The sequence below is a fragment of the Clostridium guangxiense genome (assembly GCF_021043395.1).
GTDB lineage: Bacteria > Bacillota > Clostridia > Clostridiales > Clostridiaceae > Clostridium_S > Clostridium_S guangxiense.
The window spans coordinates 45,936-72,782 of record NZ_JAJNKE010000019.1 but is presented as its reverse complement, the minus strand read 5'-3'; the positions used below and the strand labels follow the sequence as shown (position 1 = coordinate 72,782).

22 protein-coding genes are annotated in these 26,847 nt (G+C 29.0%); 2 read left to right on the top strand and 20 right to left on the bottom strand.

What is annotated here, in order from left to right; genetic code table 11:
* Positions 1 to 72: 72 nt before the first annotated feature.
* From LQK79_RS12155 to LQK79_RS12080, 16 genes are all read right to left on the bottom strand, one after another.
* The gene (locus LQK79_RS12155; protein ID WP_231016743.1) at positions 73 to 417 is read right to left on the bottom strand and encodes a phage portal protein; all 345 of its coding nucleotides are present in this window, start codon (positions 415 to 417) and stop codon (positions 73 to 75) included.
* A gap of 88 nt (positions 418 to 505) precedes the next feature.
* Positions 506 to 1,249 carry a hypothetical protein gene (locus LQK79_RS12150; protein ID WP_231016742.1) on the bottom strand — a complete coding sequence of 248 codons (744 nt, stop codon included), beginning with the start codon at positions 1,247 to 1,249 and terminating at the stop codon, positions 506 to 508.
* An 87-nt stretch (positions 1,250 to 1,336) separates the two neighbouring features.
* Complete coding sequence (gene terL, locus LQK79_RS12145) at positions 1,337 to 2,932, bottom strand: phage terminase large subunit (RefSeq protein WP_231016741.1); 1,596 nt, start codon at positions 2,930 to 2,932, stop codon at positions 1,337 to 1,339.
* A 64-nt stretch (positions 2,933 to 2,996) separates the two neighbouring features.
* Complete coding sequence (locus LQK79_RS12140) at positions 2,997 to 3,941, bottom strand: hypothetical protein (protein ID WP_231016740.1); 945 nt, start codon at positions 3,939 to 3,941, stop codon at positions 2,997 to 2,999.
* A gap of 1 nt (position 3,942) precedes the next feature.
* On the bottom strand, positions 3,943 to 4,422 hold the full coding sequence (locus LQK79_RS12135) for a DUF6932 family protein (protein WP_231016739.1): 480 nt from the start codon (positions 4,420 to 4,422) through the stop codon (positions 3,943 to 3,945).
* A gap of 153 nt (positions 4,423 to 4,575) precedes the next feature.
* On the bottom strand, positions 4,576 to 5,424 hold the full coding sequence (locus tag LQK79_RS12130; RefSeq protein WP_231016738.1) for a tyrosine-type recombinase/integrase: 849 nt from the start codon (positions 5,422 to 5,424) through the stop codon (positions 4,576 to 4,578).
* A gap of 258 nt (positions 5,425 to 5,682) precedes the next feature.
* A complete protein-coding gene (locus LQK79_RS12125) occupies positions 5,683 to 6,390 on the bottom strand; it encodes a helix-turn-helix domain-containing protein (RefSeq protein ID WP_231016737.1) in 708 nt (235 codons plus the stop codon).
* A gap of 54 nt (positions 6,391 to 6,444) precedes the next feature.
* On the bottom strand, positions 6,445 to 7,305 hold the full coding sequence (locus LQK79_RS12120) for a hypothetical protein (RefSeq protein WP_231016736.1): 861 nt from the start codon (positions 7,303 to 7,305) through the stop codon (positions 6,445 to 6,447).
* An 86-nt stretch (positions 7,306 to 7,391) separates the two neighbouring features.
* Positions 7,392 to 7,592 (bottom strand): hypothetical protein, encoded by a 201-nt coding sequence (locus LQK79_RS12115; protein ID WP_231016735.1) that lies wholly within the window; start codon positions 7,590 to 7,592, stop codon positions 7,392 to 7,394.
* Between the two features lie 197 nt (positions 7,593 to 7,789).
* Entirely contained in the window at positions 7,790 to 8,560 is a 771-nt protein-coding gene (locus LQK79_RS12110; protein WP_231016734.1) for a virulence-related protein, read from the bottom strand.
* Between the two features lie 99 nt (positions 8,561 to 8,659).
* Positions 8,660 to 9,913 (bottom strand): site-specific DNA-methyltransferase, encoded by a 1,254-nt coding sequence (locus LQK79_RS12105; RefSeq protein WP_231016733.1) that lies wholly within the window; start codon positions 9,911 to 9,913, stop codon positions 8,660 to 8,662.
* A 48-nt stretch (positions 9,914 to 9,961) separates the two neighbouring features.
* A complete protein-coding gene (locus LQK79_RS12100) occupies positions 9,962 to 10,825 on the bottom strand; it encodes a hypothetical protein (protein WP_231016732.1) in 864 nt (287 codons plus the stop codon).
* Positions 10,826 to 11,165: 340 nt separating this feature from the next.
* Complete coding sequence (locus tag LQK79_RS12095) at positions 11,166 to 11,978, bottom strand: DUF3800 domain-containing protein (RefSeq protein ID WP_231016731.1); 813 nt, start codon at positions 11,976 to 11,978, stop codon at positions 11,166 to 11,168.
* Positions 11,979 to 12,245: 267 nt separating this feature from the next.
* Positions 12,246 to 14,441 carry a hypothetical protein gene (locus LQK79_RS12090; protein WP_231016730.1) on the bottom strand — a complete coding sequence of 732 codons (2,196 nt, stop codon included), beginning with the start codon at positions 14,439 to 14,441 and terminating at the stop codon, positions 12,246 to 12,248.
* Positions 14,442 to 14,456: 15 nt separating this feature from the next.
* Positions 14,457 to 14,642, bottom strand: a complete 186-nt coding sequence (locus LQK79_RS12085) for a hypothetical protein (protein ID WP_231016729.1) — start codon at positions 14,640 to 14,642, stop codon at positions 14,457 to 14,459.
* An 84-nt stretch (positions 14,643 to 14,726) separates the two neighbouring features.
* Positions 14,727 to 18,227, bottom strand: a complete 3,501-nt coding sequence (locus LQK79_RS12080; protein ID WP_231016728.1) for an RNA dependent RNA polymerase — start codon at positions 18,225 to 18,227, stop codon at positions 14,727 to 14,729.
* Positions 18,228 to 18,489: 262 nt separating this feature from the next.
* Here LQK79_RS12080 and LQK79_RS12075 point away from each other — a divergent pair, with 262 nt between their 5' ends.
* Positions 18,490 to 18,750 carry a hypothetical protein gene (locus LQK79_RS12075; protein WP_231016727.1) on the top strand — a complete coding sequence of 87 codons (261 nt, stop codon included), beginning with the start codon at positions 18,490 to 18,492 and terminating at the stop codon, positions 18,748 to 18,750.
* A gap of 98 nt (positions 18,751 to 18,848) precedes the next feature.
* Here the strand turns inward: LQK79_RS12075 and LQK79_RS12070 are convergent, their stop codons facing one another.
* From LQK79_RS12070 to LQK79_RS12060, 3 genes are read right to left on the bottom strand one after another with little or no spacing between them, the layout of a single operon-like run.
* On the bottom strand, positions 18,849 to 19,070 hold the full coding sequence (locus tag LQK79_RS12070; RefSeq protein ID WP_231016726.1) for a YdbC family protein: 222 nt from the start codon (positions 19,068 to 19,070) through the stop codon (positions 18,849 to 18,851).
* Between the two features lie 4 nt (positions 19,071 to 19,074).
* On the bottom strand, positions 19,075 to 22,596 hold the full coding sequence (locus tag LQK79_RS12065) for an Eco57I restriction-modification methylase domain-containing protein (RefSeq protein WP_231016725.1): 3,522 nt from the start codon (positions 22,594 to 22,596) through the stop codon (positions 19,075 to 19,077).
* 2 nt (positions 22,597 to 22,598) lie between these two features.
* The gene (locus tag LQK79_RS12060; protein ID WP_231016724.1) at positions 22,599 to 25,793 is read right to left on the bottom strand and encodes a helicase-related protein; all 3,195 of its coding nucleotides are present in this window, start codon (positions 25,791 to 25,793) and stop codon (positions 22,599 to 22,601) included.
* A gap of 160 nt (positions 25,794 to 25,953) precedes the next feature.
* Between LQK79_RS12060 and LQK79_RS12055 the strand changes: the two genes are divergently transcribed.
* Complete coding sequence (locus LQK79_RS12055; RefSeq protein ID WP_231016723.1) at positions 25,954 to 26,286, top strand: helix-turn-helix domain-containing protein; 333 nt, start codon at positions 25,954 to 25,956, stop codon at positions 26,284 to 26,286.
* Positions 26,287 to 26,384: 98 nt separating this feature from the next.
* Here LQK79_RS12055 and LQK79_RS12050 read toward each other — a convergent pair whose 3' ends face one another.
* On the bottom strand, positions 26,385 to 26,774 hold the full coding sequence (locus LQK79_RS12050) for a hypothetical protein (RefSeq protein ID WP_231016722.1): 390 nt from the start codon (positions 26,772 to 26,774) through the stop codon (positions 26,385 to 26,387).
* Positions 26,775 to 26,847: the final 73 nt, after the last annotated feature.

Sequence of the window (26,847 nt, the reverse complement as noted above, 5' to 3'; positions counted from 1 at the left end):
TAATTATAACTTATCTAGGCTATTTTTCATACATTCTTATATGATCATTTTCCTACAATCTTATGTTAGCATTTATAGTTCATAGCTTTCTCCAAAGATTTCAGACTGCTTACGGAGATTAATATTATGTTCCTTATCCCAATGACTTGTGTTTAAATCAATAGCATTTATAATTTCTTCATCATCAGATTTAGATACATAATTCACAGATTTTCCTAGTAAATACCCTACCTCATTATCAACAAATTTACGGGGAAAGTTGAAAACAAGTTTCATGTTGCTCCTGCTGTCCTGCATAGTATAATTACTTAAAATAGCATGGTTTCCTTCATAGTATTTTTTATAAATCTGCTTGTTTATGTAGTTCTTATTTAGTTCATTTAAACATTGTAATATTAAATTTTCTGTTATTTGCATATTAACATCTCCATTCTTAAAATAGACATAAAAAAATCCTTACATTTCAACACCAATGCAAGGATTTTTACTCTAAATATTTAATATATTATTTATTACAAACAAAACTTGGTTTTATTTCACTTTTAGGAGTTTCATAATACCCTGAGCCATAATTTACAAATATTTGATCCAGCTCAATTGTTGAGTATCCACTAATCTTAGAAATTTGTTCTACTGCAAGAATTGTTTTTTTATCACTACCTATAAATCCAAATTCTCTTTTTAAAACCTCTTTTACTTGTCTATCTGGTTTTACAGTATCTACTCCAAAGTTCATTCTTAAATGTTGAAATGTAGCTAAGCCTACATTTCTTATGCTGCCAATAATATCTTCACTATATTTATCAACATTTGCATCAACTGCCCACTTATTCATAAGAGCATAATCATCTTCAATCTTATACTTATCTCTTAAAATATTTATAGCTTTAAGTAAATTAATCATAATACCATATTTTCTAGAATCATGGTGTCCCCAATAGCTATAAAATTGCTCTCTTGAATATGTATTTATTTTTTCTTCTAACTGTTTAAAAGTTGCTAAATCAGTTTTTTCTAATCTAATTATATGTGGCTCTACATGAGTTGCATACTTCCTATTTATAGATAAAACAACTTCTACAATTGCAATAGCAGGTCTTTCTTTCTGATTTCTACCATAATTTTTTGCTTCTTCTTTAGCAGCTTCCCCTATTGTTTTGTTTGGATATCTTACATAAAGATGTGAATCTGATTTCAATGGTAATACTCTCAGTTCTTCAAGCTTATTAATAATTTTTTCCTTTTGCATTTCAATACCTCCATAAAATTTATTACATTAATATATACAAATTTTGAGGTTATATTTTAAAGTATATTTTGTTAACATTCCATGAATTTAAAATAATAAGCTTCTATCAAAAAATCTTATTTTTTTTACTCCCTGAACTAATTGTACGGCTCCATAAAGGCTATCAGGAGCATCATCATGTTTGCAATTCTTATTGTAATCTTTCACTTGATTATTATAACCTATATTGGAAGAATTGAACAGGATATGCCCATTTTTAACATCAGGCTCAAGACTTATAATTCTTTCATGTTTCTGACCTTTAGAATTAATGCCTTCCACAGGAACATAAATCTTATTCTTCCATAGTTCTTCCTCAAGTTTTTGTTTTATATAGCTCTGTGCCTGTACTGTTTCAAATCCTATTTTTTCTACAGAATAATTTCTTAACTTTTCTACTACCACTTGAAATAAATCATCAGGAAGTAATTTATATATTGAACCATCAACCACATACATCTGCCTAGTTTTTCTGTGCCTTGCTAATATAGTTATTGCTGAATAATCATTACGTTTACCTGCTTTTATAGCTGGATCAATATACATTACTATTTCCATATCCTCAAAATCAGGAAGCTTATCCCAATACTTAATTTCTTGAAATATGTAATCATCTGTACTTCTTGGGTCATTCTGCATTTCCTTATAGAAACTTTTCTCACCCATGCTTTGCTTCTTACACATTAAATAATAATAGTCCAAATATTCATCCCACAATATTTCTGTTCCTTCTAGCATTTCATTTTTATGGGCATAAAAAAAAGATAGAGCTGTTTGAATTCTATCTTCATCCTGTAAATTATTATATTTTACTTGCCACTCTGCCCAAAGGTCATCTCTTTCAGCAAAACTTAAAACAGCTGATTTTTTAATGCTCCTAACTCCTGGAATTTTTCCTTTAAGTAGTTCAGCCATTAAATCTTCTTCATTTAAAATAGTACCAACAACTAATATATTGGTATTCTTTGTGCCTATCGGAATAACAACATCTGTAAAAGTAGATTTAACTTGTTCACGTTTAGTTTCTGATTTTGCAGTATCATCTTTTAATAAATCATCCAGCAATACCAATGTTGGTCTGTATTGCTTATAATGTATACCTCTTAGTGAACCATCAATTCCCCTAATCATTATGCAGGAATCAATACCACCTTTAGTTTTAATCCATATCTCATTATTATTCCATCTGTTTCCTTTTTGAATGCCAAAATCATCAATAAGCATTTGGTTTTCTTCAAGCTCTCCTTTAATCATATCAAGAAATGGAACTGCAATCTGTTCTGTCGCTGATATAATTAATGTAAACTGTGATTTATTATAAAGTGTAGAATACAGCGGAAATAAAAAAGAGTTGATTGTACTTTTACCATGCTCTCTCGGCAATCCAAAAGCTTCAATCAACCCTTTATTGTTTAACATATATTTTAATTCAGCAAAAAGCTCCCTGTGGAATTTTCCAAACTTACGGTCAAAGTATTTCGGAAAATAACAGAGAGCAAAGAATTCTATATCCATCTCACCTAAAAGCTTACGAAGTTCTGAGAATGAAAATTCTTTTATAAGCTGCTTTATTTTGGGTGGCGAAAAGTATTTTTGCATATAGCAGTATAACATTTGGTTCTGTTGACTATATAAATTTTTCACTATATCACCTCTAACACAAAAGTCACTATTTTTCATAGTGACTTAATATATTTATCTCTATTCCCTATTTTTCACTTATAATATCTTTTAAAAACCATATTATCTTTTCTCTACCTGTAGACAAGTTTCTTGTAACATTTTTTATTAGTTTTAATTTTACAGTTTCACCCAACAAATGCTTATTATTTTCAATAATTTCATACTTACCTCTACCTGAAATTACTTCCTCTGTATTACAAATAAACTCAAACGTTTCTTTTCTTAAATTTAGTCCAGTTATTTTACCAACAATCTCTAATTCTTCTGTAAACTCATCCTTCAAGTTATCTAAGGAATTTAAAAGAGAAGGTAACTTATCTCTTTTCATTTTCCATGAATAATTCTCTGCGTATTGATTTTTTCTTTCCAATTGTACTTCAACACCGTATTCAGATATATCTTTTAGCCATGTTTTATAATGATTTAACGTTCTTGACCCTAACTCAGAGATTTCATCAAAGACTTTGTCATTATCATCTGCTGAACTTAATAAATTAAATAGTTTATCTAATGTTTCAGTAATTACAGCATTATCAACCATTAAATTATCTTCTATATTTGACTCTAATTCAACCCCAAAAGATCCTTCAAATATATTAACTAATTCCAAGTCTGTTTGTTTTAAAACATTTGCAGGTATTTTACCTGAAGAAGTAGGCTCATTGATTAACGAATTAGCAATACTATCCGCAATTGATTGAAATCCATCTAATACTGCAACCAATACTCTTGAAGATATTTTACCTTTCTTTACATTTTCACCCGAAATAATCAATTTAACTGACTCTTTTAAATACGCATCAACTAATATCTGTTTTTGATATTTTAGATTTTCTAATCTTTTATTTAATTGCTCATTTAAAATCATATAATCAAGCGAGTCAGTACTAAAAGCTTTTGCTATTAATGTAATTTGTTCTTCTGTTTCTTTTATTTTCCTATCAATAGACTTATATCTTTCACTATTCACACTAACTCACCTCCTTAATTTCTACACTTAATTCTTTACCCTCAATTTTGATTATTCCTTTAGGTCTATCTTGCCTGTCAAAGCCAAATTGTCCTCTCCAATAATTTCTTCCATTAATATCATTCCAAATTGCATTTTTATTATTAAGAAAACACATATATGCATCACATTTATACTGTTTACATTGAGCTTGAAGCTTTTGAAACTCTAGAAACTTCTCTTTTGTAAAACTTGCTCTATCAAAAAACAAAACAACATCTAAATCATTTGGATTAATTTTGCTAGTAACATAGCTTCCATCAAACCATATTTCTTCAGGCAACATTACTTTCTCATTTATTAATTTTAACCACATTATTGTATTTTTATAAATAATACTTCTAGTCTGAGAAGTATTAAAGTAATTTATAAAATTATTTTTAAAATCACTAACAGAATAGTTATGTATACCTGCTTCTAATAACCCATCTTCATTAAACATACACTTTAATTCTCCCCTCGTATACCTATTATAATATATAATATAAAGTTTTAATGTAAAAATGTCAAAAAAATTTTCACAACATTTACTGACGGGCAATTTTTTTATATAGAAGTACCCCTCCCCTGAATGCAATAAAAAAAGGAATGGTTTCTACCACTCCAAGCCTTCCAAAGCCTTAACCATATCATCTTCTGGGGTTTGAGTATATAGATTTGTAGTTGTAACGCTCTCATGCCCTAATATTTGCTGAATAGTTGTTATAGGAATATTCTTTTTAACTAGGTTATATCCAAGTGTATGCCTTATCATATGAGGAGTTACCTTGATTTTAAGCCTTTCTCCGTAGCCTTCTAATATAAGGTTCACTGCATTTCGTTTTATTGCTCCTCTTTGACCTATGAATAAGTAGTCTGAGCCATCATCTTGCCTTACTTCTAGGTATTTATTAACAGATTTCCTTGCATCCTTATTTAATGGAACAGTTCTCTTGGCATTACCTTTACCAATGACCTGTAAACTGCCTTTTCTATCGGATATTTTTATATCTGAAAGCTTAATATTAACCAATTCACTTACTCTAATACCTGTTTGAAGTAATATCTCTATAATACATATATGCATTAGGTTTCCTTCTCGGTGTATTTCATTCCTAAGTTTCCATAATTCTTTATCTGCAAGCCCTTTAAACTGCCGTTTATCCTTGTCTTTTATAACTGAAACTGCAATTACTTCATTAACAATGCCTTCTTGCTTCAAATACTTTAAAAATGAATTTATACTGGCGAGTTTACGGTTGATTGTTATAACTGCTTCGCCTGAACTCTGCAAATGCTTTTTATATTCCACCAAGTCCAGTTCAATAACCTTTTCAATACCTGCATCCGTTCTGCTTTCGTACCAAGCTATAAAAGCCTTCGTATCTCTTACATAGCAAGAAACAGTATTTATACTTTTATCTTTTGCCTGTAAATATCCTTTAAAACCGTTGATATAGCTCATATAAAGCACCTTCTTTCATTGGTTACATGATACCTCTGAAAGGAATTAATCTCAATACATAACTGCAGTTATGTTGTGAGTTTCTTAGATTTTCCAACGGTTTTAAGCCATTCTTAAAGGGTTAAAAAGCATTTATCTATAAAAAAACTGGATACATAATATTTATTAGTTATGCTCCAGCATTTATATTTCTATTGAATTCTTTTCATCACCATTATAATCGTTATTATCAGTTTCATCAATAAATCCTTCATCCGTTTATTCTGTAATTTCAGGTTCTTTTAATTCTGATATTTCTTCATTTGCTATAGAATAATCTGCATCAAAAGCATCATCCTTTATCATATCAAGGAACAGCCTTTTTCTTTCTTCTTCCTGAGCCTTTGTATCAAATACAATTTCTTTTCTTTCGTTCCATTCATCACGTTTACGGTTCTTCAACCAAAAAGCTTGAGCTGCTGGATTCGCAGGCATATGCTTCTTAGTCTTCTCTATTCTTGTTCTTTTCTTTCCATTTTTATCTTCTTCAACAATAGTTTTAATTTCTTCATAATCATATCCAAGAGCAGAATTCAAAAGTGCATTTTCAACTTTTGTATCCATAACAGACTTGGACATCCGCACTAACTCTAAAAGAATTGGGTATTTATTTTGATACTCATACCATGTGCTTTCGGGTATATCTAACCTACTGCATATAACTTGATTAGTTAATCCATCCTCACACCACTGCTGAATGTCTTTAAGTCTCGGCAATATATGGGTTTCCCATTTGGATTTTCTGTCTATAACCTCTGCAAATTCAGGATGCTTTTTCTTATACTCATATATCATAGATACATGAATATCAAGCCTTTCAGCAATTTGTTCATCTGTAAGTCCTTCAATTATCCATTTCTTTATTTCAGTGAACCTCGGCTCAACATTGGTTTCATATTTGGTTAAAGCCTTTCTATTATTTTTCATCACCTCACCTCCAAACTAAAAAAGAGCCTTGTTTTTGGCTCAATATTTTTATATCTATAATTCATATAATTTTTTAATCAAAGAATTAATGCTTTTATTGTCTTTACAAAATTTCTCAAATCCACCTTTATTAAATACTTTGAATTTTATTCCATTGTTTGCATATATCTTTTTATTTATAAGTTTAAGATTAGAAATTGTTCTTTCTGGATTATAAGGGTTACCTTTTTTATCTTTATAATAATGTACAACTACAAATAAAACATCTTTATCCTCGTTACAAAGTAAATTTAATAATACATATTGTCCTACAATAAGTTTAGCTTCATTTCCCGAATCAACTTCTACCAATACTTTTTTATTTTGAAAATCAATAGAATTATCAACAGATATAGATACATTCTCCTCATCATCTTTATAAACGCATTTTCCTTTTAATATACCTTCACCATACTTATCATTAAAAAATGAAGCAAATATTTTTTCATTAGTCCCAGCTACAGACTTTTCCATATCATCTACACCTACTTTAATATATTCTGGATTAATTTTTACTTTCTCATTTAAACAATATTTTTTCCAATAATAATTATCCCTATCATGATTATTATTACATATAGCTGCAAACTCGTCTTGTAGGTTAGAATTTGCAAATATAAAATAATCTCTATCTTTTTGATTTGAAAACATACTCATTATTGAAAATCCATATGTTGAATAATTATTTATACCAGCAGTACCTTTAGGAATTAAATTTACTATTTCTTCAATAGTGAATTCTTTTCTTATATTAGCTTTATTTCTCTCAATTACTAATAAAAAGCTAATAAATAGTTTATCAGCATTAACTTTATTTTCAATCTTATCAATATTGAATAAGTTTAAATCAATTTTACCCCAATCAAAGTTGTTCATATACTTTCATCCCCTTTCACTGATAATTTTATACCAACAAAAGGAAACGTACAACCTAAAAAGGAGCTTCTTCAGCCCCTTCCTACTTACTTCAATATCCCAATCTTTTCATCAAACTCATCAATCATCTCCTCATCCAATCCCCAGAATAAAACCAAATCTTCATATACTTCTCTCAGCTTTTTTAAATCCTCCTTAGCATCTTCTTTTCCAAGCACACATAACTTTTCCTTAGCTGTAGCAAGTAAGCCTTTCAAAGTTTCCTTAATCAAATATTCAGTTTTCATCAATAACTTCACCTTTCAATATTGAATCAGCTAGTACATTACCTCTGAACCAACCTAAAAGTAAAGTTGAAATATATATCTATCTAACCATTTATACCTTCGCCTGTGTCTCAATAAAAAAGAAGGTAAAGCAAATGCCCTACCTATCAATTAATATCGCAACACAAGCCCTTACAAAGCCAAGAAAAAAGGGAAGCTTATTGCTCCCCAGTTGGATCTTCAATTTTCTTTTCAGGTTTTCCATATCTAAAAGCAGCATTACCTTCTAATTTTTCAAGTAATATTTTTCTTGCAGTTTTATATTCATCTCCTATCATACCAAGCCTTATTAAAAAAACTCTGAATGTAAACTTTGGATTATCAGTGGAGCTGACCTTTGCTGAAGCATGTTTTAATTTTTTTGCACTCTGATTTAAAAGTTCTATAAATTGAGTATATGCTGTAATATTCTCTACTTTAGCTTTTATAAAGTTAAAACTGATTTTCTGTTCTTCAAAGTTAAACTCAATCTGTATGCAGCTTTGTTTTCCAGCTATCGCCTTTTGAAAATCATCTGTATTAGAAATCTTTGCTTCATTAAGTTCTTTTATAAAATCCTCGGCTACTATGTTTTCTTCAATCCCTAAAGATTTCTGAATAAGTTCATGTTTGCTGTATATCATATTCACTAGATTTTTTAGGCTTATTCCCGTATGACCTAATATTGGGACTGATATAATTTGAGGTTCTGTTTCTGCATTCTCCTCAATAACATTCTTTTCTTCCTGCTCTTGAATTTTAACTGCTGGCTTTAATATAGCCTCAAGTTCTAATTCTGAGCCTTTTGCATTTGTAATCTTCCCAACTTTATCAATTGTGTAAGTTTCTCCTTCAGTTTCGATTTGGTATGCAAAGCTTGGTACTCCCATATATTCAGCCTTAACTCCAAAATGCTCACTTAAAACTTTTACGATTTCTTTTCTATCCATAATAAAATCCCTCCAATGTATTTGTTGTGTACATTAATCACTCTACAAGCACATTAAGTCAATACAATTAAGGGGATAATAAAAAGCAATTAATAGAATTTATTCTTCTACTAACTGCTTACTTTTTAATTCCGAAAATTTTATTTGCTGTCCTTCTCTTTCAATAATAACATCATCACCATTTATTCCATCCTTATAATTAATCCATCTTTCCACAATAACCTGTGCATATTTAGGATCAAGTTCTGAGCCATAACAAATTCTATCAGTATTGTCTGCTGCAATTAATGTAGTCCCACTTCCAAGAAATGTATCTACAACAATATCACCGTATTTACTAGAATTCTTTATAATATATTCAATAAGAGGAACTGGCTTCATTGTAGGATGAATGTCATTTCTTGCAGGCTTGTCAAAATTCCAAACTGTACTCTGCTTTCTGTCTCCATTCCAATAATGTGAGCCTGTAGGTTTCCATCCAAACAAAGCAGGTTCATGTTGCCATTGGTACGGCTGTCTTCCCATTACAAAAGTATTTTTCACCCAAATACAGCATTGTGAATGTTTAAAGCCTGAATCAACAAATGCTTGTCTAAAAATTAAGCCTTTTGCATCTGCATGGAATATATACATACTTGCACCATCATCTGATATTTCATAAACTCTTTTAAATGCTTCAAGTAAAAAATTATAGAATTCTTCATCATTTAAATTGTCATTTTCAATAGTTAAAGCATCTTCAGTTTTACCAACATATGAAATTCCATAAGGAGGATCTACAACAGTAAGCTTTGCCTTTTTGCCATTCATTAACTTCTCAATATCATCAGTTTTAGTTGCATCACCGCAAATAATCCTATGCTTGCCTAGTATAATAATATCTCCTGCTTTAATTACAGGTTCTTCTGGTGGCTCAGGGATTTCTTCTTCCTTTTGCTGTTCATCTTTAGCTATGTATTCATCCCATAATTTCTCAGCTTCATTCATATCAAAACCTGTAAGTTCCACATTATAATCTTCGACCTTTAAATCATCCAGTAATTTTGCCAATGCTTCTAAGTCCCAATCACCTGATATTTTATTTAAAGCAACATTTAATGCTTTCTCCTTAGTTTTATCAATATCAATTACAACACATTCCACTTCATCATAACCAAGTTCTTTTAAAACTTTTGCTCTTTGATGACCTCCAACAATAGTCATATCACTGTTTACAATAATAGGCTCACAATAACCAAATTCATTAATGCTGTTTTTTATTTTTTCAAATTCTGCATCACCAGCTTTTAAATCCTTACGTGGATTATATTCAGCATGTTTAAGTTTGTCTATTTTTATTTTTTTGAATTTCAATACAACCTCTCCTCTCAAAATAAAAGAAGCATCTAAATATAGACACTTCTACTTAATAGCTTTCAATGGTGGATAATATTTTTCAATACTTTGCTCACCATTTTGATTCGTTTTTAATGTAACCATACTACTTCCAAGTCCCATATCATAGATTAAGTAATCATCAACTTTTTTCTTAGCTTCTTTATTTCTATCTAATTCAAATATAAATGCTTCTGTGCAAAGGTAAAAATATGGCATACCATTTCTGTTACTTTTCCAGCTATCTTCCTCTCTAGCATCTTCTATCCCCCACCATAATAAACTATAGTAATAAGGGAAATAACCATCTTTAATATAATCAGAATCATCTTCAATATTTTTAAGTGCTGTAACTCTATTTATTCCAATAAGTGAACAGAAATTGTCAAAGGATATATTTTCTATATACTTGCAGCATTCTATTAGTTTATTGTTTAAAGAAATAAATAATCCTTTAATATGCTCTATACTTTTATCACACATATCAATCTGTTCCTGAAGATACATTAAATTCTCATATTCTTCTTTTGTTATTTGGTCTTCATTTAGTATCTCATCTCCTGATAGTTCTAAATCTTTTCTTATTGTAATAAGATTTTTATTATGTATTTCTGTCCACTCACGTTTTAGCTTTTTCCAACCTTTAAGTTCATGCCAAAGAAAACAATAGACTCTTTTAATCCAAGCTATGCTATTCTGTGCTTCTACTTCAGAATTTATTTTGTTGTAAATGGTATAATACGCTGCCATATATTCTGGATTTAATTCTTGAAGAATCTCTCTTTCTGCCTTAGTTAAATTTTTATAAGAAAATATAATTTTAGCAAAAAGGTTATTCTTTATATGATTTTTTGTTTTTTCTGAAATTGTTAACTTTATATTGTTATACATTACGTGACTCCTCCTTAATTTTAGGCATAAAAAAACTGCCTACTCATATTTGAATAGACAGTTGTAATTTATTACTAATATTTTTGCTTTTTTCACTCAATGTCAGCTTCGCTGACGTTGAGGATTATGACCAATTAACATTAAAATTAACGTATAATAAAAAACAAGGGTTAGCTAGTAGGCTTCAAAACATTCAAATATATCTCTATACTCTAGGTTTTCATGAACTAAATCATGTGTATCGACATACATTGCCCCTCAATCCCTCGTATTTTTATTATACATTTTATTATATGTATTGTAAATATCTTTTATACAATATTTTTAAAATTTAAGGCATTTAAGGCATGATTTTAATTCCAAATCTATTAAATAATTTAAATCCTCCATCATATCTTGATTTTCTTATAGGCTGATATAAATTAAATTCATGCATTTTTTTATTATACAGCCCTCCACTTACCTTTCTAACAATATTATTAGGTAAAAAGTCTGCGACCTGTAATCCTGCAACATTTTCGCTCTTAGATGGGAAATCGATATGAATTAAATTACGTTGCATTGCATAAGGACTAATATACATAGTTCCCATGGTTTTTATTTGGTTAAACCTCATTCTAATATCTTTATTTTGATGCTCTTCTCTTGATTCATAAAATACATATCCTATTCCGTTATTCTTTTGTAGAAAATGACAGAAATTTTCTAAAATAATCTGTGTAGCAACTAGATATTGATCTGTTAATATCTCTTCACTATAATATTTAATAAGTTCATCTAATACAATGCATCCTCCAATAACAGTTATTTTATCTGAACTAATTAAATCACCAAGACCTTTATATAAAATTTTTGAATATCGTCTTGCTCTAAATCTGTGATATTCACTACTTATTTCATTAAGCTTGTACTTATTAAAACCATTTTGAGCAAATCTTATATCCTTTTCATGTAAAATTAATCCTGTAGGATTAGGCAAGTCTCCCCAAATATCTACTTTAATTTGATTTAATTTTTTTGATAGTATGTCTTCATTATCTTCTTTCTTAACTATAATACCTGCTATACAAAAAATTCTATTTATCCAACTTTTATTTGAATCTAAGTCATGAGTTTCACTTTCATCTAAATATAAATGGTATATATTTTGCACTCCATTCACCTGCTTATCAAAATTTAGTTTGTTACTTACTTGGGGGACTTATCACCATCCTTTGCAGTTTGTTCAGCCTTGAGGGCTTCTCAAATTGCAAAGCCTACGTCCATCCCCCAAACCCCCCTGACGTATAATTAACTTTATTATTTTTATTCTAATATTATTCAGCACTATTTTACAATAATATACTTAATATCCTTAGAACCCCTACTATTATGTATAAATATATATACTGATTATGGGGGAGTCTAAAACCATATAAAATTAAATATACCAATAATTAACTTGATTACTACCTTTACCTTCTCTCTTAACTTTTATATTACGATTTTTTTTAATATCCTTTACTACTTGATTTGAACTTACTTTTTCCCAATACTTATTACTCATTTCAAACTTAGCTTTTATATCCTTAATGCTTATTTTACTGCCTGTCCATTCATTTTTGACCCATTTCACAAATGCTTGTATCTTATTATCATTGCCATCAGCATTTTGCCTTCCAAGAATTTTTTCTTCATTGAATTCCTCTGGTACACTATAAATACTATTCATTTTGCACTTTTTAAATCTTTGGACTATGAGGTCTAATATTTTACCATCAGGCTTAAATATATAAATATCAACCGCATTATCAGCAGAAAAATCTCTTACACATGTTCTAAATACTTCTTGCTCAAATTCAACTGCCATTTTACGCCACATATAAATATTGGCTTCATCATATTTTCTAAAATATCCATTCTCATTCTCAAGCACCTCTGCTGTTCTTGCAGCTTTATTTTCTTGCGGCTCAAACAACTTTTCATACTTAGCATTTCTACTTAAACATTGTGCTAAATATTCATCTGAAGGAGCCTTATTCCAACCTATTTGAACCATATTTTTAGCATCTTTAAATTCATTGCTTCCCTTTGTATCTCCAAAATGAGGAATTACCTGTTTCTCTTCATCTTTATCAATAAATATAAGGGTATCTTTATTTTTTAAATACTGAGAAATAACTTTTACATTAGCCTTATAACTTACAACATAGGTTTTTTCATTGAATTTTTTGTTTATCCACTCAGCAACAGCTTTATTTTTCCAATAATGCTTTTTTAAATCTAAAGCACTTCTGCTCATATTCATCATTTTATCTCTAAAAATATGAAATTTAACATTCTCATAGTTTTTATAATCAGCAATATTTAAAAATTGAAATCTCTCATCATCATAATCTGGATCTAATTCTGCTGTAGCATCAAATATATATGTTTTAAACCCAGTATAATTGAAATTCTTAATCCCTAGTGTTTTAAAATAAGGTATATCTGCATTGCACCACAACGCCCCCTGCGTAAACATTTTTTCAATTGCGTTCAAAAGGTCAATGTTTTTATAACCAATAAGATTTTCCCATTTTTCATTGAACTCCTCTGTAAATACTTTTTCTTTAGTTCCGCAGTAAATACAATTTCTATAATCAGTCATTGTATTTCTCAGACTTAAGACTTCATTTTCATTATCTATCAATTCCTTTAATAAAAATTCCTTATCACTCTTTATTTCTGTGTCATCTGATTTTATTTCTTCAACAGTTTTCTTTAATGAAGAAAATAAATTTGTATCAATTTTATAGCTGTCAATTATTGATGGTTTTTCATCTATAATAACAATGTCTCTTTCTTGATTATTTCCTTCTTTATCAATCCAAGTTCTGTATTCATCAATTCTTTCCTGATACTGTTTAAATCTAGCATTAGTTATAAGTAAAATTGGACTATACACTTGTCTTCTTTTCTGATAGCTCATTTTACAGTTATTATAATAAGGACATTCCATAGGACTACACATACCATACTCATATTTTTCAGCAGCTTCATTTTTGCATATTTCATCTCTGAAAGAATTTTTATTCCATGCTTCAAGTATATATGTATATTTTGTTTTATACTTACCCTCATGATAATATTTCATGTCATTATAAATATCTTTTTCAAGCTGTCTCAAAACATCTATTTTATCAGTAACAATTATGACTCCTTGCTTAGAAAACTTGCTTAATGCATCCATTTTAATATGTTTGCAAAGTGTGCTCAGAAAAGAGTAAATGTAGCTTGATTTTCCAAAGCCAGCTTTTGCAGGTATTATTGTTATTTTATCAGGATTTTTAACTTCTCCCATTATACTTACTGTTGCATCATAACTAAAATTTATTTGTCCTTCAGTAATCGGATTATGTCTGGCATCAAATAGTCCTCTGAATTTATCTTTTACATCCTTAGCAAAGCCTTCTATATCATTATTCATATGAACTATTTCATCAGGTTTTAATACTGAAACTTCAATTTTAGTTGTCCATTGAGTATATTCTCCAGCGTCAATATATGTTGTACCATCAGCAGAAGTTTTCTTTTTGTATTCACGTTTATATTCAAAATCTTCAATTATAACTTTTTTGTTTTGCTCCCCATCCATTATGATCCTCCAGTCTTAAATCAATTCTTTAAATTGATTATATTTAACCATAGTCTCACGCAGTTTTGGAGAATCCTTAAAGATAAAAATTTTTCTATTTAAATCTTTCAAGTCAGCCTTCTCATCTACTTTATGGAATCTGTTAAACATAAGCCAACCAGCCATTCTTTCCTGCGTAATTACAATTGTTTCATTATTCATATTGTTCATGACCTCCTGTATCTTAGTGTGTAACAATACATTATAAGCTTGCATTGTCCACCCTAAGCCAGCTTCGCTGGCTGTCTATCCCTTTACGTCTGCAATTACTTTTATTATAGTTTGAGAATCCTTTGCTGTAATAATTTCTTTTACTATAATATCATGACCAATATATTTTCTTAAATCTATTCCTGAAGATAAAGTTTCTTTTTCCTTAATACTCATATTTCCGTCAATACCAATCCAATTATTTTCAGTAACAAATAATTTATAAGGCTTTCCAAGCATCTCCTTTGAAACTTCTTCTGCTTTTCCTTTTTCAACTCCCATAATAGTAATCTTAAGGTCACAAATATCTGAAAGCTCCTCTCCTTCTTTTCTTAAATAATCTTTGGAAATACTCATATCCTTTTCCTCATCAAACTTTAATGGATACTCCCCATTAAAAACCTTGGTTTTATAATATTCTCCAAGCCATTCAAAAACGTCTTCTTCTCCTTTATTAGCTTTAACCACATATATTTTTTCTTTATCTTCATGCATTTTAATATTTTGAAGAATTCCTTCAGGAGCAACAATCCAACAGAAGGAATAATTATCATTTTGATTATTATATTTTGAATTTATATAAGTCATACGTACAGCAGCTGTCGCAAGAAGTGATGGACAGTTACAAACAGCCTCTGCCGCTTTCTTTGTTTTCTCATACAAAACCTTGTATTTCTGGTCTACAATTTCACGTTCCCTTTTATATCTATCATCATTGGAGTAAGGATTAATATGCGATTTTAATATAGCTAGTGTTCTATTTTCCTTTATAAAATCTGAATAAACCTTATCTAAGCCTTCAATAATATTCTGCACAACTTCTCCATCAAGCTCTGGATTCATTAAATAGTTGTATATATTTTCAAAATGTTGTCCTCTTATTTTAGCATTCGTTTTTTCTCTCATAACCGTATTTACATATTCTTTAAATTTCTGCATTCTTGCCGAGAAAAAATCTAGTGCTGACATTGTCGAGTAATCTTTATTAAATTCATTTCCATCCTTGAAATACATAAACTGCGGTTTCTTTCTATACTTTAATTTAATAACCTTTGGAATAACAACCTGATCAAATAATCCACTCTTACTAGCATCAATCATCTTACCTTGAAGGTCTTTCATAATTGCAATAGGCAAAGCATATTTAAGCAAGTCCTCCTCATTATTAGCTACATTTTCAATTGCAGTATTTATATCAGTAATAACTCCTGTTCTATCTTCTGAATCTAAAATAAACTGAACGACACTTCCTTTATTCCATTCTTTACTCGGAGCTGTAGCCTTATCCTCATCATTTACCTGAACTAATGATGGAACAACAAAATCTTCAATAGTTACAACATCTTTATCTGGAAATCTATTATTAAAATGTACTTGTAATTTTTCATTTATAACTTCTAATAAATTTTTCCCATAATTATCACTATCTTCTTTGCTTACTATGAAATTATAGTGTTGCATAAACTCTATATGTGTTTCTTTAAAATTAATATCTGTAGATAAAACTAGAACTTCATCGCCATCTTTATCATTTCCTGAAAGTCTATCTGGTTCAGTTCCAAGTGGCATCTGAACTATGTTGTCCATATGTTTGATAAACTCTGAATCTTCACCAGTATAATCAACAAAATCAGCCTTTGTTATTTCCGAATAACTCATTATAGGATTCCTTGCCAGCAAATTTCTTCCCATAATTTTTCCACCACAATAAAATTGTCTTTTACCAAGGAATCCTGAATACTCCCACAGCTCTCTATTATCAGCACCTGCATATCTTAAAAAAGCAAGAATATCTTGTGTAACATAAAGATATTTTCCTTTTACATAAAATCTGCCCATACACATATCATCAATTTTTTTATTAATAACATCTTTAATAGTCTGAATAACCTTCCTATCAAAGACCATTTTTTTATTTAAACGAAGAGCATGAATGGCATCGGCACATTGCTTTGCAAGGTTACTTTCAGCATTTTCTTTTTGGATTAAATTTAAAAAGGTTTCAATATACTTTATATCTTCCCACTCAATTTCATCTTTTCTATAAATACTTAAAACCTTATGAATCATATCGCCTTGGATATTTCCTAATGCAAGCATGTCCAGTTTTCTTACATCTAAAGCAAGCCATAGCTGATATGTAGCACGTCTAAATTCCTCTTCCACTGGCTTTGCAAAATTAGAAATACCAATGACATCATAACCATATTTAATTAGTAAATCTTTATATTCATCAATGCTTTTAAACATCCATTCTTTCTTTTCAGAACCATCATCCTTAACACCTATTACATTTAACTTAGCCTTAAAAGTTGACTCAGTTGTAAGAATGTCAATCTCACTGACCTTATGTTCCTGTCCCCACATATCAGTAATAAACTCAATGTTATGCTTTTTAAAATATGAATGAAAATCCACCACTGGAAAAAATCCTTTAACTGCTGGAATCCTTAACTGATATCCTGTAATAGGATAATTAACTTCAAGAAACTTCTTAAATTCATCACCAAGCTCCTTTGAAATAATCCCCATGCCATCAAATACAACTTCCTTGCATTCATGATTTTCTTCAGTTACAAGCTGTAATCCTGTAGACCATTCTGTAATAGGTATTTCTGTTGTTTCTTCTTCAGCAAATTCTTCTGTCTGTTCCTCAATATATAGAGCAAAATACTTTCCACTCTTATCAACATAAATCCTAGCTTTAGGAGTTCCTAATTCTTCAACTTTAACTTTTCTGCCTTCATCCTTCCACTGATTTACAGTTTTATATGTTGATTTTTGACGATTTTCTTTTGTTACTTTTTCTAATTTACACTCATCAGAATTAATGCTTTCTTTTACTTCCTTTAAAACCTTATTATAATTATCCCGCTCCTCAATCCACTGCTGCAATTCTTCAAACTTCTTTTCTTCTTCTGGAGTACGAGTATATGGCTTTATTATATTTACAGTTTCATAAACAGGAACTTCACAATCAGGAATAATGCAAATACCCAGCTTTTTCATATCTGTAGGAACTAAATAAACATCCGTTGTAGTTAATGCATTTCTAGTAAGATTCTTTGAAATTGTACATTTAGCAGGCTCTTTTCCTAGAGAAATGTATTCTTTAAGTTTTTCATAGTAGTCTTCATAAATGAATATCTGCCTGCATTCTTTATTCTGTGAACCTGAAAGCACATTATCTAAAAATACAAAATGTCCCAATGGTTCAGTATTAATATAGAAACCTTCATTTAAAAGCCTTTGAAGTTTTTCATTGGTTTCTTTTTTTCTGCTTCTGCCTGTTTCCACAGTAATTATTGGAGCAAAATTTTTCTTTACCCTCATCTCATTACCATTATCATCAGCTTTATATTCAATAGCGTCATCATAATTACGCTCTCTTATTTTCTCATTTAAAATATATAGCATTAATGTTTCACTGGTATTTATAGCTTCTTCTTCTGAAAAGTTAACCATAAGCTTTCCATCATTTTCATAAATATCATCAAGTTTATACTGCCATATGTGATATTGTCGTTTTGAAATCATATACTTGTACCCCCATCCTGTTGTATATCTATATAAAAATTGTTTTTTCTAAAATTTCGCAATAATTAAATTATACTCCTTGATGCTTTCTATTTAAATATTTTTAGACAAAATAAAACACCAAATACTGCTGTATCTGACGCTAAAACTTACTATATATATTTGCATCTTATTAAAATTATTATATATTATGTTATAATATGGTTGTTGATGTTTTTTACTACAGTAAGGGTACATTCTAATAATAAGGAGGTTTTTTTAAATGGCTTTATACAAAAAATCAGACATGGTCTATGATGACTATTCATGGACAGCCTATGAAAATGATGATCCTAAAGTTTCTGGTGAGCCAGATAGTACATTATTTAATAGACATGAAGGATATGAAGTATTATATATGATTAATAAAATAGCTTCTTCAACATCTAATGGCAAAAAAATCGAAAAATTAATTCATGATGAATTGCCATCAAATATTAGAAAACAATCATCTGTAAAAGATTGGATTGAAGATAACTTATAGCAATTAGTAGAAAAACGCACCTTTACTCTAAAAAAATATTAATCTTTATAAATGCAAAAACACTAGATGCCTCTTGAAAGTACCTAGTGTTTTTACATTTATAAATCCATCTCATCAAGTATTTCTTTAAGCTTTTTCAATTCTTCTGCTGTTAAAGTAATACCTTTACCCATTTTCTTATGTTCAGAATCCCAATCTCTTAAATCATATTTAGGCTCTTTATCATTCCAAGAAATTAGATTCAATTCTTTCTTCCAGCCTTTTGGTGATTCTGAAATAGTTCCTGTAGTTTCTTTAATTTCAAATTTAATGTCTGGCATTTCATTATGCCTCCTTTTTTTTAAAATAGTTCTCTACTTTATTAATCTCTTCATCACTCAATTCATATATTTTGTATACCAAATTATCAATTTTACTATCTAATTTCATTTTATCCACTTTTTCATTTTCTTCTTGATTCATAGATAGTGCTTGTTCAACAAGTTCAATCATAAAATTCATAGTTTTCTCATTGGATAAGACTATTGGTATGTTTCTAACATCATTAACAAGAATTTTAGGGAATATACCTTTGTTCGCTTTTGAAGATGTATTGTTATGATAAAATGAAATTAATTTTGAATTTATTAATCCTAAAACATATTTAGAATTTATGCTATTAAAATTTATTATATTAATTATTGACGGTGTATTATAATATTCTTCACAAGTATAGCTCGCCAAAATTCTTGGGTTAGTTATTTCTCGAATTAGTATTCTTGGTTCTGTAAAAAACTCTTTTTTTCGTGGTGCTGCCAACCATTCTCCGTAGCTTATCCAAGTCTTTCCATTCCATCTTATACTATATCTGTTCAAATCCTTACCTTGAAGTTCCATTCTATAAGTATCATCTTTTTTAAAGTTTGAATGCCATATTCTATTTTTTATGGTTTCCTTACTATGCCCTCTATATTTATCATAAGGTATAAGACCTTGTGATATTTCTGTAAATTGGCTCAATGGTGTACTTAACTTCTTTATTTTATTAATTATACTTATAGTTTCTTCATCATGATAAAATATATTTAGCCAATTATCTATATTATCATTCAAGTAATCCTTTGATACAATTTTAATTTTATCAATTATGTACACCGAATTATCTATCTTAGCGTTTATAAATTTGCAGTTAAAATTTGAATTATGTTCTTTTAGCAATGTCAAAATACAATTTCTAACAGTTGCAGATTCAAATACATCTATAGTTGATAAATTATCAACATTAATAAATCTCCAATTATTTATAATTTGTTTTCTAATTTTCTCTGCAAATACATTAGCCAATATGGTATTAGGTATTATATAACTGATTATACCTTTACTTCTTAAAAGTTCTTCAGTTTTACATACAAAATAATCAGCTGATTCATAATCAGGTACAGATGGATACTTTTTTTGTAAGAAATTTTTATTCTTCTTATCGAATTTCGCACCATATGGAGGATTGCCAATTACTACATCAAATCCTCCATTATCTTTAAATACTTTAGCAAATTCTAATTCCCAAATAAAATAAGGTTTCATCTTTAATTTTTTCATTTCTTCATATTTTTTAAGTCCCTCTCTATTACCATCCTTAGTTAATTTGTACTCAATTAAATCATCTCTTATTTTATCAATCTTTACTTTTATTTGTTTCTTTTTAGTTTCATCATCTTCACCAAACAACATGTCTTGATATTCGAACATTTCTTTAAGCATATCATCAGAATGATCAATTAACAAGCTCATTTGCATGGTGCTAGCAATTTGACTATATGTTTCTGATTCTTCTTTTAAATTATTATTCTTATATTTATGAAGCAAACTTTCATCAAACAATTTTATTCCTTCATATTCATCTACAAGACTGTTACCAACCATTATATTACAATCTAAATTCGGTAGTGGGTGTGGTTCTACATTTTCTTCATCAATCTCCTGTTCTACAACTACTGAAAGCCATAATCTAAGTTTTGCAATATCAACTGCACTTGGTTCTATATCAACAGCAAAAATACAATTTTTAATAGTATCCCATTTCATTTTATATTGAGAACGCCACTTTCTTATAAATAATTCTCCGTATTTTCTATCCAACTTATTAGTTTTATCCAACCTAACTAAATATTCTGTAATATTATTTCTAGCTCTTACAATTTCATTAAGCATTCCAAGTGGAAATGCTCCTGAACCAACTGCTGGATCAGCTACCCTTATATTTTTTAGTGCTTCATCAATTTGGACTATTTTATCAAAAACAGTCTGTTTTATTGTAAATTCTTTTCCATATCCAACATTACTTCTATTGTCTGCATCTCTAATCAATTCTCCATAAAGAATAAATTCTCTTATATCCGCATAAGGTACATTAACTTTATTTACAAGGTAGTTTGTTAGACTCTCTTGGCACATATAATGAACTATTTCTCTTGGGGTATAAAAAGCTCCTTTAGACTTTCTGTCTTTTCCATCAAGCAAATTTTCAAATATCTTTCCTAACATTTCTGGATCTACAGCTACTTCTTTTTCAAGTGGCTCATCTTCATTCATTGTAAAATTATATCTATCAAATATATCTAATATACCATCTGCTTCTCTACCTTTTTCATCAATATTTGAAAAAATACTATTGGGAATTTCAAATTTAGCTTGCTTCCAATGATAACCCTCTAACGGTTCAAATAATCCTCCATTAAGGAATGGAATTTTACAATTAAAGTTTTTATAGTATTGATTCTTTCTCCTTTTATTTAGAGCCTCGTAAAAAAATGGTTCTAAATAATCATCAAAAAAATTTTTATTTTTATAGCTATTACAAAAGTCATAAATTCCTCTTATAAATTTTTTATCTCCGCTTCCCCAAGGCATATTAAATTCAGAGTTTATAAAACAATCAGATAACAAATTTGCTTCTTCAGCTTCTATAGAATAAAACGCTTTAATTGCCAACTTTACTTTGCCATCTTTTCCATTAATAAATAACTTTTTTAATATTTCTTTATGCTTATCATCTACCGCATTATATATTTCCATAAACTGCGCTTTTTCTATGCTATGATTTTGTGGCATTATCCTAACACCAAGCCACCCTTTTTTCTGAAGAAAATATAAGAAGGCAAGTTGTCCCATAAGCTTTTTAGCAAATTGCTCTGAAAATTTATTAACTTCAAAACCTAATACTAATGATTCGTTGATAAATGCTTCATCTTTCTCAAGATATTCTTTCAGATCATAATATTTATTTTTGTATTGTTCAAAGAAGTCTTTAGTAACCTTTTCAACACTAAATGCAGCTTCTATTTCATCAAGCTTAGGATTATCCTTGTCATTCTCAAATATAGGATACAATTGTTTCTGTGCTGTATGGCTTGTCTCATTCTCACCTACAAGATAAGAATATCTCTTGGCAGGTGTTAAGTCCAATTCAAGTCCTTTTTCCTTAAATGTATAATCAAGTCTTACAAAAGAAAGCCTCCAGTTAACGTCCTCTTCTGAATAAAATGCTACTATAGCTGCTTCACAACCTTGCTTATCAAGTATTTTTGAAATGAAGTTTCTTTGAATACTTCTGGCTCTCTCTACTCCCTTTTCGCTTTTTAATTCAACTGCAAGAATAATTATTTTATTTCCTTCTGAATCATTAAATTTAGCAATATCACTATATGATAAAATATTATTCTCGTATTCTTTCCATATTCCAATATGTCGCTTTGCTGAAAGCATTTCTGGTTCATTAAAAAACTCTCGTGTAAATCTTTTAAATTTATCTATATCAAATTTACTTTCAAATGTTTCCTTTAGTAGCTGAAGTTTTGCTGAAATCATACCTACTCCTCACCCCTTTGTAAATACTCTGAAAGAATAACTTTTATATTCCCTTCAATGTTTTTCTTTTGTTTATTTTCTCTTTTCTCAAAGTAATTTTCTGGCACAAGATTCTCTATTTCGTAATAAATCTTTATTGGGTCATTCATATTCTTTGTTACTTTTACAACTTCTTTGCTTATACTTGCAGGTATATTTCCATCTTCCCAAAGTTCTTGCAATTGTTTTATTTTCTTTTCCTGTTCATCAGTAAATGCTTTACATATTTTAAATATACCCTTTAATATTTTTATAATTTTTGCATCATTACCTGTCGTCTTAGTGGCATTTGTAGTATTTACAAATATTTCTTCATCAAATATATCTTCAAATTTTTCTTTATTAAGCTTTAAATGTTCAAAGTATTCTTTTTGAACTTTTAACTTTTTTTCTTCCTGAGTACATTTCAGATATTTCATAGCTTCAATAAATGTTAATTCTCTTATTTTTTGACCATCAGTTGCATAAAACTTTTTTAAACTACCCTTTCTAAGAAATGATAATGTTACACTACTTTTTATACCTTGAATTCTTCTGCTACTCTTAGATTTTTTAGGTAATTTCTTTACTTTTTCAAAAAGCTTTTCGTCAGTATCTCTTATTTTTCTTATGAGACTTAAATATTCAAGTTCAGATTCTCCATAAACATCACTCTCATCAAAAATGTCATTACTATTTAATTTTTGATATAATTTGTGAGATGAAACCTCCTCATCTTCTGACAAGTATTTAAAATCTTCTCCTAATGTGTCATGAAAAGCTTGTATTTTTAAAATAATATTTTCTTCCATTGATAGCTCTGCATTCGCCTGAGCTGCTGGGAAAAAGTTAAATACATAAATCCTGTCATGTTCCGTTCCTACACGATTTATACGTCCTACTCTCTGCATTATCTTCGTTGGATTCCAAGGCAAATCATAATTCACAATTATATTTGCACGATGAAGATTAATTCCTTCTGCAAGTACATCGGTTGTAATCAAATATTGGATATCATCCTTTTTCTTACCTTGATAATTAGGATTAAAATTTGCTTCAATTTCATCTCTTTCATGTCTTGAACCTTGTCCACTAAATGCGAGCACCTTTTCGGGATATTTTTCTTCTAAATACAATCCTATATACTCAGCAGTTTCTTTAGATTCGGTGAAAATAATAATTTTTTTATTCTTAAGCGTTTTATTATTTTCAAGTTCAAGTAAGAATTGTTCTTTCTTTGGATCATCAATTATTTCTTCCCACTGATCTTGAAGTAGTTTTAAGAATAATAAGTCCTGCTTTAATGCTGAAATAAAGTCTTCACGAAATTCATTTGTTTTATAGTGCTGAACTCTATCCTCATCAACAAACTCCATCAGTTTTTCGTCATCACCATTATCTAAAAGGTCATAAACATCTATCTTTTTACTTATATAAACATCACCTTTTGAACACATATCTATAAATTGCTCATACGATTTTATAAATCTATTTAAAGTTTTCTTAAAGGCTTCAAAGCTACTTTCCAGCCTTTTAATAAGAATAGATTTCATAAATCCACCCATATTTTTTTGTGATACCATTTGAGATGCTATGTCCTTATCTATCTTTTTAAGATATGTAAGTGGTTGATATCTTGAATAATTCATACTTTTAATAACTGAAATTGTATAATTAAATACCTTTTCAATCTCGTCTTTGTATATGTAAACTATTTTTTCAGGTGTACTAAGTTGTGGAAATCTAAGTCCTTGTCTTTCAAGGTCATCCTTGTAAAATTCTGTTATTTCCTTACGTGTTCTTCTTATCATTACATTTCTAAGAACTTGGTCTCTTATTATTTCTGAATTTGCTTTTAATTTATCAGAGTATTCTTTTGTACCTCTCTCTAATTTTTTAAGTTGGCTATCTAATTTATTAAAAAATGCTTCAAGATTTTTATCATTTGGTATTATGGTACTGTTGTTTTTAGGTTGGAATAAATATATTTGATTTGCTATATCTGTTGAAAAATTATTCTGGGGTGTTGCTGTAATTAATACTACTTTTTTGTTGTAACAAATCTCATGAAGTTTTTGAAAACTCTCTGTCTTTCCATTTCTAAATCTATGTGCTTCATCTATAAAAACATATCTTGTATTTTTCATAATATCATTATCATTAATAATATCATCAAGTTTTCCAAGAGATTCAACTTCAGCTGATACCTCAAATTGATGTAAGGTTTTTTCCCAGTAATCTTTAAGTACAGGTGGACATATTACAAGTTTCCTTCCCTTTAATCTTTGCATAAGCATTGCACAAATATAAGTTTTTCCAAGTCCAACTACATCCGAAATAAACACTCCATCATAAGAATCTAATGTCTTTTTTGCCTGTATTACAGCATCAGTTTGATATTGAAGTTTCATAAAATTTTCAGGAAGCATTTCAACCCATACATCGTTTTTATCTTCATTGATTTCTTCCTTAAAATATTCGTAAAGAGTTTTTAGAAATAATTCATAGGGTGTTATATCATCTCTAATCCATGTATCCTTATTAATTGTTTCTATGTATTCTTCCGTTATATCAATGCTTCTACTCCATAATTCTTCAAACTTTTCTAAAGCAAAATCTACATCCCTGCTGTCTTTAAGTTCAACATTAAATTCCAGATTATTCACAAGACCTGCCTGTGAAAAATTACTTGAACCTGTTATAACTGATCCATAGCTATCTGGACACTTGTTCATATCTTTTCTCATAATATAAACTTTTGCATGAATAGGACTTTCAGGAAATATTCTCATTTGAAGTTTTCCAGATTGTAACCATTTAATAAAAATTTTAATTCCTTGCTCAACCTTAAAACTATCTTCTGAATTTTCCATTTCACCCTGTATATTATCCTTAAATTCGCCCTTTACTTCTTTATGAGACATTTCAAAAGATAATTGTTCTTCTTTTGACTTTTGAATTATTTGAACGGTTTTTCCATCTACATTTAAACCAACCAATATTCTTATATTCTCTATGTCTTCCATAGCAGGATACATTAAATAAAAGCCACTAGTTCTGAAATAACCTACAAGTACATCAAAAAATTTTGTATTTGATTTTAATATTTTTGAAAATCTATCGTATAAATTTCTATCTGGTTCATTTGTAAAAAATGTCAAATCATTATGATGTTCCAATAATTTTACCACCTTTCATAAGCAACATGTCTACATAGTTCAACTCCAATTTTATTACTTTTTTTACTATTAATCAACCTATCATAAGCATTATGCTTATACAGTTCATTCTTAAAAATTATTGAAATTGCTAAACTTATATAAAAGGATGGATTTGGTTATGGAATTAGATTATAAAAAGATTGGAATTAGGATAAAAGAAGAAAGATTAAAATTAAATATCTCTCAAGAAAAACTTGCAGAAATGATTGATATGTCAAAAGAACATGTGAGTCACATAGAATGTGGAACAACAAAATTAAGCCTTCCAACTCTTGTAAAAATATGCAATACACTTGGGATTACACCTGATTTAATACTTTTAGATTCTATATATAAATCTAAAGAATACTTAAAAGATGAATTAGCTAATTTAACCAAGAATTGTAATGAATTAGATTTTAAACTTATCATTGAAACATCCAAAGCCATAATTAATGTAAATAAAAAATAAATTTAGAAATAATAAAAGCACTCAAACTTTTAAAAGATTGAATGCTTATTTTGAATAAAATAATTTTATATTTTGTCCATTCAAATAACTTACACAATTTACTTGACAAGCCCTTCATTACAGCAGTTCTTTTTCTCTGATACCCATGGTTGGGTATGATTTAAAAATGCTGCAATCGATTTTTGAGTATTATTTTTTTCTAATTCTTCAATCACTCCGTTCTCATCAATATTATCTTTTGCTATTGTTATACTATAAGTATTTTCCCTTTCTTCAACTATTATCCCTTCGGTTACAATCATTCTCTTCCTTTGTTCTGAATCTTCTTTATAATAATTACCATTTCTAAATGTAGCTTCCTTTATGTTTAATCTATTCAGTAGCTCTGCCACAGCAGATGCCTGTCTTGTTAATTCTTTAATATTTATATCTTTACTTGCCAATTCTTTTAGATCTGATACTTTTACTACCTCATTTTCTTTACCCATAGTTTACCTCCAACCTATAATTAATTTTATTTCCATTATTTAAGACAATTTTCATTTAAATGACTTCTATATG

Bases quoted from the DNA above. Each gene is read 5' to 3' on its own strand.
- LQK79_RS12125 (WP_231016737.1), bottom strand. From the start codon at position 6,390: ATGAAAAATAATAGAAAGGCTTTAACCAAATATGAAACCAATGTTGAG.
- LQK79_RS12120 (WP_231016736.1), bottom strand. From the start codon at position 7,305: ATGAACAACTTTGATTGGGGTAAAATTGATTTAAACTTATTCAATATT.
- LQK79_RS12100 (WP_231016732.1), bottom strand. From the start codon at position 10,825: ATGTATAACAATATAAAGTTAACAATTTCAGAAAAAACAAAAAATCAT.
- LQK79_RS12075 (WP_231016727.1), top strand. From the start codon at position 18,490: ATGGCTTTATACAAAAAATCAGACATGGTCTATGATGACTATTCATGG.
- LQK79_RS12115 (WP_231016735.1), bottom strand. From the start codon at position 7,592: ATGAAAACTGAATATTTGATTAAGGAAACTTTGAAAGGCTTACTTGCT.
- LQK79_RS12090 (WP_231016730.1), bottom strand. From the start codon at position 14,441: ATGGATGGGGAGCAAAACAAAAAAGTTATAATTGAAGATTTTGAATAT.
- LQK79_RS12135 (WP_231016739.1), bottom strand. From the start codon at position 4,422: ATGTTTAATGAAGATGGGTTATTAGAAGCAGGTATACATAACTATTCT.
- LQK79_RS12155 (WP_231016743.1), bottom strand. From the start codon at position 417: ATGCAAATAACAGAAAATTTAATATTACAATGTTTAAATGAACTAAAT.
- LQK79_RS12070 (WP_231016726.1), bottom strand. From the start codon at position 19,070: ATGCCAGACATTAAATTTGAAATTAAAGAAACTACAGGAACTATTTCA.
- LQK79_RS12130 (WP_231016738.1), bottom strand. From the start codon at position 5,424: ATGAGCTATATCAACGGTTTTAAAGGATATTTACAGGCAAAAGATAAA.
- LQK79_RS12065 (WP_231016725.1), bottom strand. From the start codon at position 22,596: ATGATTTCAGCAAAACTTCAGCTACTAAAGGAAACATTTGAAAGTAAA.
- LQK79_RS12080 (WP_231016728.1), bottom strand. From the start codon at position 18,227: ATGATTTCAAAACGACAATATCACATATGGCAGTATAAACTTGATGAT.
- LQK79_RS12085 (WP_231016729.1), bottom strand. From the start codon at position 14,642: ATGAATAATGAAACAATTGTAATTACGCAGGAAAGAATGGCTGGTTGG.
- LQK79_RS12150 (WP_231016742.1), bottom strand. From the start codon at position 1,249: ATGCAAAAGGAAAAAATTATTAATAAGCTTGAAGAACTGAGAGTATTA.
- LQK79_RS12050 (WP_231016722.1), bottom strand. From the start codon at position 26,774: ATGGGTAAAGAAAATGAGGTAGTAAAAGTATCAGATCTAAAAGAATTG.
- LQK79_RS12110 (WP_231016734.1), bottom strand. From the start codon at position 8,560: ATGGATAGAAAAGAAATCGTAAAAGTTTTAAGTGAGCATTTTGGAGTT.
- LQK79_RS12055 (WP_231016723.1), top strand. From the start codon at position 25,954: ATGGAATTAGATTATAAAAAGATTGGAATTAGGATAAAAGAAGAAAGA.